Source organism: Acetatifactor muris, from assembly GCF_024623325.1.
Classification (GTDB): domain Bacteria; phylum Bacillota; class Clostridia; order Lachnospirales; family Lachnospiraceae; genus Acetatifactor; species Acetatifactor muris.
Genome location: NZ_JANJZD010000036.1, coordinates 35817 through 47718, shown reverse-complemented (window position 1 = coordinate 47718; position 11902 = coordinate 35817). Strand labels below are relative to the sequence as shown.

Genomic DNA, 11902 nt, shown 5'->3' with positions numbered 1-11902 from the left:
AAGCCGGAAAACGAGAGAAAAAGGATTTTGTGGTTTTAAGGGCCAACGTTCCAGCAGAGGAAGAAGTTTGGAAGCTGTGCTGGAAGAATCGCAAGGAGTCTTATCGCCTTTCTTTTTCCCCTTAGGCGGCTTCACTTTAGGAAATCGGTCTTTCGGTGAGAGATTGGGAGAGTCATCTTTCCAGATGCGGGAAAAGAAGTCATAAAAAGTCCCGACACCAGGGGTATCGCCGAAGGGGAAGCCGCTGAGGATGGCGTAAAGAGGGGTTTCTTTCAGCATGCGGCACCAGAGCGTAACGGAAGTCACCTTCAATTTTAAAGCAAGCAGATAGGAACGCAGCATACAGGAAGGGAGCCGAGGCTCTGGCCCAAAAACAGAGTAGCAGTCCTGCATAATGGAATCGGTCTGGGAAAGATCGAGATACCAGAACTGCACGATATAATCCCAGGTGCTTTTAGGAAGCACAAAGGGATCGGGATAAAATTTAAGGAACTCGGATACAAAAGTATCCTGATAGGCGGCATGACCGCCGGGGTTACAAGGTAACATCAAAAATCGCCTCCAGTCGATTGAAATAAAATATAATCAATCGGCTTCGCCGCAAATTTTGAGTGATTTGTCAAGTGTTTTTTGCAAAAAAGTGGGTGATTTTTTGAAATAGGGGTCTGAAAGCCTTATAAAATCAGGGCTGAAGATTCCGAGAAGTTATATATATAATCGGGAGGTAACTCATGGGCGAGCTTTATGCGGATATTATTGTGGATATTTCCCATGAAAAACTGGATAAGCCTTTCCAATACAGAGTACCCGACAGACTTCGTGACAGGCTGGAGACCGGAATGTGCGTGACAGTGCCTTTCGGGAACGGCAACAGGCTGATAAAAGGGTATGTGGTTGACATAGGCGACACCTGCAAATTTGACCCCGGCAGGATAAAGGAAATTCAGGCGGTCAGCCGGGGAGATGCAGATGTGGAAGACAAAATGATTGCCCTGGCGGGATGGATCAGAAAAAATTATGGATCCACCATGATACAGGCGCTGAAGACCGTTCTTCCCGCCAGGAAAACTGTGAAGAAACTGGAACACAGGACTATACGGCGTGTGATGAACAGGGAGGAAATCCTGTCATTGCTGGGGGAGAGCATCAGAAAAAAGCAGGTGGCAAAAGAACGGCTTCTGCGGGAACTGACGGAACAGGAGACGATTCCCTATGAATGGGTAACCGGAAAGCTGGGCGTATCGGCTCAGACTGTGAAAAGTCTGGAGAAGGCGGGGGCGGTTCGAATTCTCAGCACACAGTCGCTGCGCAATCCGGTGCGGCTGGAAGAACAGGAAGAGAGACGCAGGATTTTAAGCGCCGAACAGATTGGAATTGTGGGGGAAGTGCTGGCGGATTTTGATGCCGGGAAGCCTGATACCTATCTGCTGCACGGGATTACCGGAAGCGGCAAGACGGAAGTGTACATGAAGATTATCGAGGAGATGGTGGACCGGGGAAAGCAGGCCATTGTGCTGATACCGGAGATTGCATTGACTTATCAGACGCTGCTCCGGTTCTTCAGGCGTTTTGGCCACCGGGTCAGTGTCATGAACTCCACGCTCTCTCCGGGAGAAAAGTTTGATCAGTGTGAACGTGCCAGAAAAGGGGAGATTGATGTGATCATCGGTCCCCGGTCGGCGCTGTTTACGCCATTTCCCAATCTGGGCATCATCGTGATTGACGAGGAACATGAGAACAGTTATAAAAGTGAGTCATCCCCCAAATATCATGCAAGGGAGACCGCTCTGGAGGTGGCGAGACTTCATGGCGCCAGTGTGCTGCTTGGCTCCGCCACGCCGTCGCTGGAGGCGTATTACAGAGCGGAGTCAGGAGAATACAAGCTCTTTGTCCTGAGAAAGCGTCTGACAGGGGGGGATCTGCCTGCGGTGCACATTGTAGATCTGCGGAAGGAACTGCGGGAAGGGAACCGCTCCATTTTCAGCGGGAAGCTGCAGGAACTGCTTGCGGACAGAATCAGTCGGGGAGAACAGAGTATTCTTTTCTTAAATCGCAGAGGCTATGCGGGGTTTGTGTCCTGCAGAGCCTGCGGATATGTGGTGAAATGTCCTCACTGTGACGTATCCCTGTCGGAGCACAGGGGAATGCGTGCGGGAAATGGCGCGGGGGCCGGCAAAAGCAGGATGATTTGTCACTACTGCGGGTATGACGCGGCGGCACCGGAGATCTGTCCACAGTGCGGATCCCGGTATATCAGCGGCTTCAGAGCCGGAACACAGCAGATAGAAGAAAAGCTGAGAGACATTTTTCCAAAGGCGCGCATTCTGCGCATGGATGCGGATACCACCAGAACCAAAGACAGTTATGAACGGATCCTGTCTGCTTTTTCCGGCGGAGAGGCAGATGTTCTTATCGGCACACAGATGATTGTAAAGGGACATGATTTTCCACAGGTGACGCTGGTAGGAGTGCTGGCTGCAGATCTGTCTCTGAACAGCAATGATTACAGGGCCTGTGAGAGAACCTTTCAGCTTCTGACTCAGGCGGTGGGCAGAGCGGGAAGGGGGACGATTCCGGGGGAAGCGGTGATTCAGACCTATCAGCCGGAACATTATGCCATTCTGCGCGCAGCGGAGCAGGATTATGAAGGCTTTTATAAAGAAGAGATACTTTACCGGGAAATGCTGGGGTATCCTCCGGCGGCGCATATGCTGGCGGTACAGATTTTTGCCGGAGAAGAGGAACGGGGAAGAGCATTTGCAGGCAGGCTGGCCGGAATTGTGAGACAGATGTTTGAGGTACAGATGAATCCCCGGGAATCCAGGGGATATAAAGGACGTGAAAGAATGCCGGAACTGCAGCTTATCGGTCCTGCGCCTGCCAGTGTTGGAAAAATTAATGATATTTTTAGATTTGTATTCTATGTGAAATGCGCAAATTATGGTAAACTGGTACAGGTGAAAGATTTGCTGGAGGAAGAGATACAGAAAATACAGCCGGTAAACGAATCGGTGCAGTTTGATTTTGACCCCGTGAATATGATGTGAAGGGACAGCGCAACTGTTCGGCCACCGGTCTGAACAGTTACAGGACGGCGGACAGAGTGAGTCATGTGTGCCGGATGAAAATGTCGGCGGGAATAAAACGGTACAGGAAGACGGAAAGGAAAGAAAAATGGCGATCAGAAACATACGGGAAATGGGAGAAGAGGTACTGACGAAGAAGTGTAAAATGGTGACGGAGATGACTCCGCGGACCAGGGAATTGATTGAAGATATGCTGGATACCATGTATGAGTCCAACGGTGTGGGACTGGCTGCTCCCCAGGTGGGAGTGCTCAAAAGGATTGTGGTCATTGACACTACGGGAGAGGATCCGCACATTCTCATCAATCCCAGGATTGTGGAGAGCAGCGGGGAGCAGACCGGGCAGGAGGCCTGTCTGAGTGTGCCGGGCAAGTCGGGGGAGGTCACCCGTCCCAATTATGTAAAGGCGGTGGCTCTGGATGTAAATATGCGGGAATTTGTTCTGGAGGGCACGGAGCTTCTGGCACGTGCCATCTGCCATGAGCTGGACCATCTGGAAGGGCATCTGTATGTGGAGAAGGTGAACGGACCGCTGCAGGATGTAACGGCGGAGGACGAGGAGGAAGAATAGAGAATGAGGATTGTTTTTTTCGGAACGCCGGACTATGCCGCGGGGGCTCTGGAGGCATTGCTGGAAGCGGGGCATGAGATTACCGCGGTGGTGACCCAGCCGGACAGGCCGAAAGGCCGGAGCGGGGAGCCTGTGCCGTCTCCGGTGAAGGTATGTGCCATGAAGCACTGTATTCCGGTGATGCAGCCGCGCAGGGTGAAAAGACCTCAGGCTGTAGAGGAACTGAGACAATATCCGGCACAGGTCTATGTGGTGGCTGCCTTCGGACAGATTCTGTCTCAGGAGATACTGGATATCCCTCCCATGGGCTGTCTGAATATTCATGCGTCCCTTCTTCCCAGATACAGAGGGGCATCGCCCATTCAGCACGCAATCATGGACGGGGAAAAGGAGACAGGGATTACTGTCATGCAGATGGATGCCGGCATAGATACCGGAGACATGCTGTATAAAAAGGCGATACCCATTGAGGAGCAGGACAATTATGAGACGCTTCATGATAAGCTGACAAAGCTGGGCGGTCAGGCGATAACAGAGGCGCTGGCGCTTCTGGAGGAGGGCAGACTGACTCCGGAAAAGCAGCAGGAGACGCTTAGCTGTTATGCGCCGCTGATTGACAAAAGTATGGGAGAAGTTGACTTTACAGAGGACGCGGAGGCCATAGCCCGAAAAATCAGAGGCATGACGCCTTGGCCCGGCGCGTATACCGGCTATCGGGGAAAACAGCTGAAAATCTGGCATGCGAGTCCCACGCCGGCGGCGAATTCCTCTGGGCCCAGGCCCGGTGAAATTCTTAAGGTGGACAGGGATTCCATTCAGGTGGCTGCCGGCAGCGGAGCTATTGTGATAGACGAGCTGCAGCTGGAAGGAAAGAAAAGGATGAAGGCCCGGGATTTCCTTCTGGGAGTAAAAATGCAGCCCGGAGAGATGCTGGGACGGAAAGCGTGAGCTATTCTGCGGAATTCCGGTATACGGCAGGCAAATAAAATGCGCAAAACAGGGAAAGAATGTGAATTATGCCGACGTAAACTCTGAGGAGAAAGGAGTGAGCTTGTATGTATTATTACTGGGATCCTACTTATATTCTGGTGATTATCGGTATGCTGATCTGTCTGGGAGCCAGTGCGATGGTGAACAGTGCCATGAGCAGATACAGCAGAGTCCGCAATGCCGGCGGAATAACGGGAGCCGAAGCGGCCAGGCGTATTCTGAACAACGAAGGACTGTATAATGTACAGATCGAATGCCTGAATCATTCGGGAGGCGACCATTATGACCCGCGCACCAACACTGTGCGCCTCTCTCATGACAATTACAATCAGCCGTCCGTGACGGCGGTGGGTGTGGCGGCTCACGAGTGCGGTCATGCCATTCAGCACGCCAAAGGTTATATGCCGCTGAATTTCAGGTCAGCGCTTGTTCCGGTTGCCAATATCGGCAGCAGACTGGGTCTGCCTTTGATTTTGCTGGGGGTGATTCTGGGCTGGAGTCAGGTATTGATTGAGATTGGCATCTGGGCTTTTGCACTGGCAGTGCTGTTTCAGCTGGTGACTTTGCCGGTGGAATTCAATGCCTCCGCCAGAGCAGTGGCCAAGATTCAGCAATACGGACTGCTTGGAACAGAGGAGACAAAGGGCTGTAAAAAGGTGCTGACGGCGGCGGCCATGACCTATGTGGCGGCGGCAGCTTCGGCTATTCTGCAGCTTCTGCGTCTGATTCTGCTGTTCGGCGGCAACCGCAGACGGGACGATTAGGAGGGGCTTACCTGTGAACACAAGGGAACTTGTATTGGATATGCTTCTGTCTCTGGAGCGGGAAGAGGATTATTCTCACAGGCTGATGAAAGCGGTGCTGGATAAATATGATTACCTGGACAGCAGGGATAAGGCTTTTGTCAAACGGGTGACAGAAGGGACGCTGGAGAGGCAGCTGGAACTGGATTATTATCTGGACAGCCGCTCCAGTCTGTCTGTGCGTAAGATGCGGCCGCTGATACGGTGTCTGCTCCGCATGAGTGTCTATCAGCTGCTCTATATGGATTCTGTGCCTGACAGCGCCGTCTGCAACGAGGCATGTAAGCTGGCGGCCAAAAGGGGATTCCGGAATCTGAAGGGCTTTGTAAACGGTCTACTGCGCACCATATCCAAAGAGAAAGAGAACCTGCCGCTGCCTGACGAAGAAAAGGAACCGGTAAAGTTCCTTTCAGTAAAATATTCCATGCCGGAGTGGCTGGTAGAGTTGTGGCAGGATGAATATGGCAGGGAGATAACGGAAACAATTTTAAAAGGATTAATGGAGATACACCCGGTTTCACTTCGGCTTCCCTCCGGACTGTCGGATGAACACAGGAATGTGCTGCTGAGCCGGATGGAAAGCGCAGGGGCAAAGCTTACGGTGAGCAGATATCTTCCTTATGTGTATCTGCTGACCCGGGGGGAATTCAGCAGTCTGCCCGGATTTGAAGAGGGTCTGTGCACCGTGCAGGATGTGAGCTCGGCCCTGGCGGTGGAAGCCGCGGAAATCGGGGAAACGGATTTCGTCATTGATGTCTGCGCCGCCCCGGGCGGGAAAAGCATTCTGGCGGCAGAGAAAGCCCGGGCAGGGAAGGTGCTTGCCAGAGACATTTCGGAGGAGAAGATCTGTCGTACAGAGGAAAATATACGCCGAATGAAGGCAGAGAATATAGAGACGGAAGTGCATGACGGGACACTGACAGACGAAGAACTGGTGGGGAAGGCGGATGTGGTTCTTCTGGATGTGCCATGTTCCGGTCTGGGTGTCATGGGCAAGAAGAGAGATATCAAATACCGTGTCACCCGGGAGAGTGCGGAAGGACTGACAGAGCTGCAGAAGCGGATTGTCCGGGCGAGTGTGCCCTATGTGAAGCCGGGTGGGACACTTGTGTACAGCACCTGTACCATTCACAGGCAGGAGAATGAGGACATGGTGCGCTTTATCACAGAGGTGCTGGGACTGGAACCGGTATCGCTGACAGGGGTGTTGCCGAAGTCTCTGCTTGGGGAGAAAAAGCATCTGCAGAATATTTTGTGCCGGGCGGGAGAGGAATGCGGCATCGGACTTACAGACGCACAGAGAGATGCATGCATTCAGCTTCTGCCGGGCTATATGGAAGCGGACGGCTTTTTCATAGCGCGTTTCCGTAGAAAGAAATGAAGAAATCATGGCCGCATACACCGGTGGGGCAGTTCGGCCGGGGGATGCGCCCTTATGTAAATTCGGGAAAGAGACAGCAGACAGAGATGAGAAGAGAAAACGACGGTAAGACAGACATAAAATCACTGCCGCTTGAGGAGCTGGAAGAACTGCTTACAGCCGGAGGGGAAAAGGCATTCCGCGCAAGGCAGATGTATCAGTGGATGCATGTGAAGCTGGTGAGAAGCTTTGGCGAAATGACAAATCTGCCCAAAGCATTCAGGGAAGAATGTGAGAATCGGTACAGTCTCACCGCATTGCAGGCGGTGCGTGTGCAGGAATCGGCTGCGGATGGGACGAAGAAGTTCCTGTTTGCACTTTCCGATGGGAATGTGGTGGAAAGTGTCTGGATGAAGTACAGACACGGAAACAGTGTCTGCATTTCCTCCCAGGTAGGCTGCAGAATGGGGTGCCGTTTCTGCGCGTCCACCCTGGACGGACTGGAGCGCAATCTCACGCCTTCGGAAATGTTGGATCAGGTTTATGCCATCACTCTGCTGACCGGGGAGAGAGTGAGCAATGTGGTGGTGATGGGAACGGGGGAACCCCTTGATAATTACCATAACCTGTTGGACTTTATACGAATTCTCACAGATAAAAACGGTCTGAATATCAGCCAGAGAAATGTGACCGTTTCCACATGCGGGCTGGTGCCGGAAATGCGGAAGCTGGCGGAAGAGAGACTGCAGATTACGCTGGCCCTTTCTCTTCATGCTCCCACGGACGAAAAGCGAAGAAAACTGATGCCCATAGCCGACCGGTATTCCATTGCGGAGCTGATGGAGGCCTGCAGATATTACTTTGAGCGCACAGGCAGAAGAATTACATTTGAATACAGCCTGGCGGACGGAGTCAACGACTCTGAGGAGGATGCGCAGCGGCTTTCCCGACTGGCGGGACCGCTGCACTGTCATGTCAATCTGATTCCGGTAAACCCTGTGAGAGAGCGGGAATTTGCCCGTTCGGAGTCAGGGAAAGTACGTGCATTTCAAAATGTGCTTGAAAAAAATAAAATAAATGGTACTATTAGAAGGGAAATGGGCAGAGATATTGACGGAGCCTGCGGACAGCTGCGACGTAAGCATATGTCTGTCCTGCGGGACTTGGGAGGAAAAGAAACGTGTTAAAAACGTTTTCCGTAACGAATATAGGCAGAAAGAGAAAACTGAATCAGGATTATGTATATTCATCAGAGCAGCCCGTGGGAAACCTGCCGAATCTATTTCTGGTTGCGGACGGGATGGGCGGTCATAACGCGGGGGATTATGCCTCAAGAGCGGCAGTGGAAACGATTGTTGAAACCATAGCTGACTCGACGGAGAGGGATCCTGTGCGTATTCTTGACTGTGCGATTCGGAGTGCAAACGCACGGCTCAGGGAGCAGGCATATGCTTCGCCGGAACTGGAAGGGATGGGGACCACGGTAGTGGCGGCAACCTGTGAGGAGGACGGGGTGCTGCATGTGGCGAACGTGGGAGACAGCAGATTGTATGTGGTGAATCATCTCTGTATCAGGCAGATTACAAGAGACCATTCCTGGGTGGAGGAAATGGTGCGGAGGGGAGGACTGGGCAGGGAGGAAGCCAGGAATCATCCTGACAAGAATATCATTACCCGGGCGGTAGGGGCTGATGCTGCGGTGAGCCCGGACTATTTCAAGGTGCAGATAGAAGACGGCGATATGATTTTAATGTGCACGGACGGTCTGACCAATATGCTTGAGGACGGGGAAATCCGTATGATTCTGGAGGCCGCAAGAGATATTGTGGAAGGGGCACAGGACCTGGTGCTGGCTGCCAACGAAAATGGCGGCAGAGACAATATCAGTGTGATTCTGATTGAAAGGTGCAGAGAGAACAGGCGGATATAAAAGCATGTTTGGGGTAATGTGAAAGAATGGAGAACATGTATGGTTAAGATTGGAATGATGATAGGTGACCGATATGAGATACTGGAGAAAATTGGTACCGGTGGAATGTCGGATGTATATAAAGCAAAATGTCATAAGCTGAATCGTTTCGTGGCTGTAAAGGTGTTAAAACAGGAATTCAGTGAAAATGAAAGCTTTGTCTCCAAGTTCCGCACGGAGGCCCAGGCGGCGGCGGGACTGATGCATCCCAGCATTGTAAATGTCTATGATGTGGGGGAAGAGAACGGCATTTATTATATCGTCATGGAGCTGGTGGATGGAATTACCCTGAAAGAGTATATTGAGAAAAAGGCCAGATTATCCTTCAAGGAGGCAGTCAGCATTGCCATACAGGTGAGTATGGGAATTGAGGCGGCTCACAATCATCACATCATTCACAGAGACATCAAACCGCAGAATATCATGATTTCCAGGGACGGAAAGGTAAAGGTGACCGATTTCGGCATTGCGAAAGCAGCCACAAGCAATACCATTACCTCCAATGTGATGGGATCTGTGCACTATACGTCTCCGGAACAGGCCAGGGGTGGTTACAGTGATGAGAAAAGTGACATTTATTCTCTGGGTATCACCATGTTTGAGATGCTGACCGGGCGAGTGCCTTTTAACGGAGAGACCACAGTAGCCATTGCCATCAAGCATATTCAGGAGGAACTTCCGCTGCCGAAGGAATATGTTCCCGAAATTCCGGGCAGTGTGGAATCCATTGTTCTGAAATGCTGTCAGAAATCGCCGGATCGCAGATATCAGAATATGCAGGATCTGATTGCGGATCTGAAGCAGTCTCTGATGAATCCGGACGAGGACTTTGTGGTGCGCAACGACCCTGACATGGAGCGGGGGACCAGGATGATTTCCGACAGCGAGCGGGCGCAGATTAAGCGCAGGGCTGCGTATCAGGAGAGCCAGAATCATCAGAGCCAGAATCACCAGAACTATGGAGAGAGGGACAATATCATGCATCTGCGTTCCGATGCGGAAGGGATGTATGAAGAGGAGGAAGAGGAAGAAACAGAGGACGGGGAGGATTACGATTATAATCCCAGAATGGAGCGGGTGACTACTGTTCTGGCTCTGCTGGGCGGGGTGGTCTTCTGTGTGGTGGCAATTATTCTGGCGGTGAAGGTCTTCGGAAACCGTGAGGAGAGAGGGGAGAGCTCCTCCAACAGTCCCATCATTGCAGATTCTTCGGATTCCACGGAGGAAGAGGAAAAAAAGACCGTGAAAATGCCGGAGGTAAAGGGTAAGAGTGTGGAAGAAGTCAGAAACGCGCTGACGGACCTGGGTGTCAAATCTGAGGTGGAATATGAGGAATCAGATGAGATTGCCCCGGGGGAAGTAATCAGTGCAGATGTGGAAGCGGGAACCGAGATAGAAGTGGGAAGCACGGTAAAGCTTGTGGCCAGCGCCGGCCCCCAGGGGGTGGAGGTGCCTTCGGTGGTGGGCTTAAGCTTTGAAGACGCCAGCAGCAGACTGAAAAGTCAGGGTTTTGAAGTGACCAAAGCGGAAGAGTACTCCGGGGAAGTGGAGACGAATATGGTGATTTCCCAGGTCCCCTCTGCGGAGACAAAGGCCGCAAAGGGAAGTAATATCACGGTCACGGTAAGCCAGGGAAAAGAGCCGGTGTGGGTGCCGAAGCTGGTGGGATTCTCGGAGCAGGACGGAATTGCGATTGCGCTGGAGGCAGGGCTGCAGATTGGAGATGTAGCCTATGTATACCATTCTGAATATCCGGAAGGACAGATTTGCTACCAGAGTCATTCCATCAATACCTATGTGGCCCCGGAAACGGTGATTGATATTCAGGTGAGTAAGGGACCGGAGCCAGATGCGGCACCGACTTATAAGTGCAACGCCAGCATAATGGCGCCTACCCCGGAGGAAGCGCCGGACTATGTGGCAGGAACGGAAGTCACCGTCACACTGGTGACAGATGACGGCAAGGTGCTTCTGGAGACGAAGACGGCAAGCTTCCCGCAGGCGGCCAATTATTACGGACTCACTGCTTCCGGAGGGACAGTGACTATGGTTTATACCGTGACCGTAGGCGGTTCTACCTCTCAGGATCCGGTCACAGGAGAAGAGGTGGCTGTCCCCGGTACGCCGGAGGAACGTTCCTTCACCAGAAGAATTGAATTTGTGCCGGAATAGGAACGGGATTATGCGGGGAAGAATAGTTAAGGGAATCGGCGGATTTTATTATGTAAAAGTGGTCTCCGATGCCGAAGGTCCGGAATCGGAGACTTATGAGTGCAAGGCGAAGGGAATCTTTCGAAAGGATAACCGAAAGCCCCTGGTGGGGGATGAAGTTATTGTGGATGTGCTGGACAGAGAGAAACGGCTGGGCAATGTGAGGGAGCTGCTGCCCAGGCACAGTGAGCTGATACGCCCTGCCGTTGCCAATGCGGACCAGGCGGTGGTGATATTTTCCATTGTGAAACCGCGGCCCAATTTCAATCTCCTGGATCGATTTCTGATCATGATGGAACAGCAGGGGGTTGACTGTATAATCTGTTTCAGCAAGGAAGACCTGGATGAGAACGGAGAGGGCGGAAAGTACCGGCAGATATATGAGAACTGCGGCTATCGGACCCTGACAATCAGTGCGAAATACAAAAAGGGTATCAGGGAGCTTAGGGAACTGCTTTCCGGCAGAATCACTGTGGCGGCAGGTCCCAGCGGTGTGGGGAAATCTTCTCTCATTAATTGCCTGCAGTCCGAGATTGTCATGGAGATAGGCGAAATCAGCACGAAAATCGAGAGAGGAAAGCATACCACCAGGCATTCCGAACTGATTGATATTGGGGAGAATACATATATTCTGGATACGCCCGGCTTCAGTTCGCTGGGACTTTTCGAGCTGGAAAAAGAGCAGCTGGCAGGATATTATCATGAGTTTGATTCCTGCGAAAAGTTCTGTAAATTCGGGGGATGTTCCCATATTAACGAACAAAACTGCGGAGTGAAGGAAGCGCTGGCGAAGAATCTTATCAGCGAAATCCGCTATGAGAATTACCGCCTCCTGTATGAAGAGCTGGATAAAGTACGATACAGGGGCGGCAGACGGAATTAGAGATGGCGACAGTCCGGGCTGGATGCGGA

Annotated in this window: 9 protein-coding genes and 1 pseudogene; 9 read left to right on the top strand and 1 reads right to left on the bottom strand. The window is 52.0% G+C overall.

The annotated features are described in order from the left end of the window. Nucleotides 1–549 (bottom strand): annotated as a pseudogene (locus NSB25_RS23775) (hypothetical protein); the annotation flags it as partial. A 182-nt stretch (nucleotides 550–731) separates the two neighbouring features. On the opposite strand from NSB25_RS23775, the gene priA reads away from it, so the two are divergent. The 9 genes from priA (at nucleotide 732) to rsgA (ending at nucleotide 11873) form a co-directional block, all read left to right on the top strand. After that, nucleotides 732–3047: a replication restart helicase PriA gene (gene priA / locus NSB25_RS23770; protein WP_103241873.1), complete on the top strand. Its 2316-nt coding sequence runs from the start codon at nucleotides 732–734 to the stop codon at nucleotides 3045–3047. 127 nt (nucleotides 3048–3174) lie between these two features. Further along, nucleotides 3175–3657, top strand: coding sequence for a peptide deformylase (gene def / locus NSB25_RS23765; protein ID WP_103241909.1), 483 nt, complete (start codon nucleotides 3175–3177; stop codon nucleotides 3655–3657). 3 nt (nucleotides 3658–3660) lie between these two features. Further along, nucleotides 3661–4605 carry a methionyl-tRNA formyltransferase gene (gene fmt, locus NSB25_RS23760; protein ID WP_103241874.1) on the top strand — a complete coding sequence of 315 codons (945 nt, stop codon included), beginning with the start codon at nucleotides 3661–3663 and terminating at the stop codon, nucleotides 4603–4605. A gap of 107 nt (nucleotides 4606–4712) precedes the next feature. Next, nucleotides 4713–5411 carry a zinc metallopeptidase gene (locus tag NSB25_RS23755; RefSeq protein ID WP_103241875.1) on the top strand — a complete coding sequence of 233 codons (699 nt, stop codon included), beginning with the start codon at nucleotides 4713–4715 and terminating at the stop codon, nucleotides 5409–5411. Nucleotides 5412–5424: 13 nt separating this feature from the next. Then, nucleotides 5425–6831: a 16S rRNA (cytosine(967)-C(5))-methyltransferase RsmB gene (gene rsmB, locus NSB25_RS23750; protein ID WP_103241876.1), complete on the top strand. Its 1407-nt coding sequence runs from the start codon at nucleotides 5425–5427 to the stop codon at nucleotides 6829–6831. An 86-nt stretch (nucleotides 6832–6917) separates the two neighbouring features. Further along, nucleotides 6918–7997 carry a dual-specificity RNA methyltransferase RlmN gene (gene rlmN, locus NSB25_RS23745; protein WP_103241910.1) on the top strand — a complete coding sequence of 360 codons (1080 nt, stop codon included), beginning with the start codon at nucleotides 6918–6920 and terminating at the stop codon, nucleotides 7995–7997. Beyond that, entirely contained in the window at nucleotides 7991–8740 is a 750-nt protein-coding gene (locus tag NSB25_RS23740; RefSeq protein WP_103241877.1) for a Stp1/IreP family PP2C-type Ser/Thr phosphatase, read from the top strand. Before rlmN ends, NSB25_RS23740 begins: the two co-directional genes overlap by 7 nt. Before the next feature lie 39 nt (nucleotides 8741–8779). After that, nucleotides 8780–10951, top strand: coding sequence for a Stk1 family PASTA domain-containing Ser/Thr kinase (gene pknB / locus NSB25_RS23735; RefSeq protein WP_103241878.1), 2172 nt, complete (start codon nucleotides 8780–8782; stop codon nucleotides 10949–10951). Between the two features lie 10 nt (nucleotides 10952–10961). Beyond that, nucleotides 10962–11873 carry a ribosome small subunit-dependent GTPase A gene (gene rsgA, locus NSB25_RS23730; protein ID WP_103241911.1) on the top strand — a complete coding sequence of 304 codons (912 nt, stop codon included), beginning with the start codon at nucleotides 10962–10964 and terminating at the stop codon, nucleotides 11871–11873. Nucleotides 11874–11902 lie beyond the last annotated feature (29 nt).

What these genes read in the sequence shown, in the direction of transcription:
- NSB25_RS23755 (WP_103241875.1), top strand. Translation starts at nt 4,713, where the DNA reads ATGTATTATTACTGGGATCCTACTTATATTCTGGTGATTATCGGTATG.
- fmt (WP_103241874.1), top strand. Translation starts at nt 3,661, where the DNA reads ATGAGGATTGTTTTTTTCGGAACGCCGGACTATGCCGCGGGGGCTCTG.
- pknB (WP_103241878.1), top strand. Translation starts at nt 8,780, where the DNA reads ATGGTTAAGATTGGAATGATGATAGGTGACCGATATGAGATACTGGAG.
- rlmN (WP_103241910.1), top strand. Translation starts at nt 6,918, where the DNA reads ATGAGAAGAGAAAACGACGGTAAGACAGACATAAAATCACTGCCGCTT.
- rsgA (WP_103241911.1), top strand. Translation starts at nt 10,962, where the DNA reads ATGCGGGGAAGAATAGTTAAGGGAATCGGCGGATTTTATTATGTAAAA.
- def (WP_103241909.1), top strand. Translation starts at nt 3,175, where the DNA reads ATGGCGATCAGAAACATACGGGAAATGGGAGAAGAGGTACTGACGAAG.
- priA (WP_103241873.1), top strand. Translation starts at nt 732, where the DNA reads ATGGGCGAGCTTTATGCGGATATTATTGTGGATATTTCCCATGAAAAA.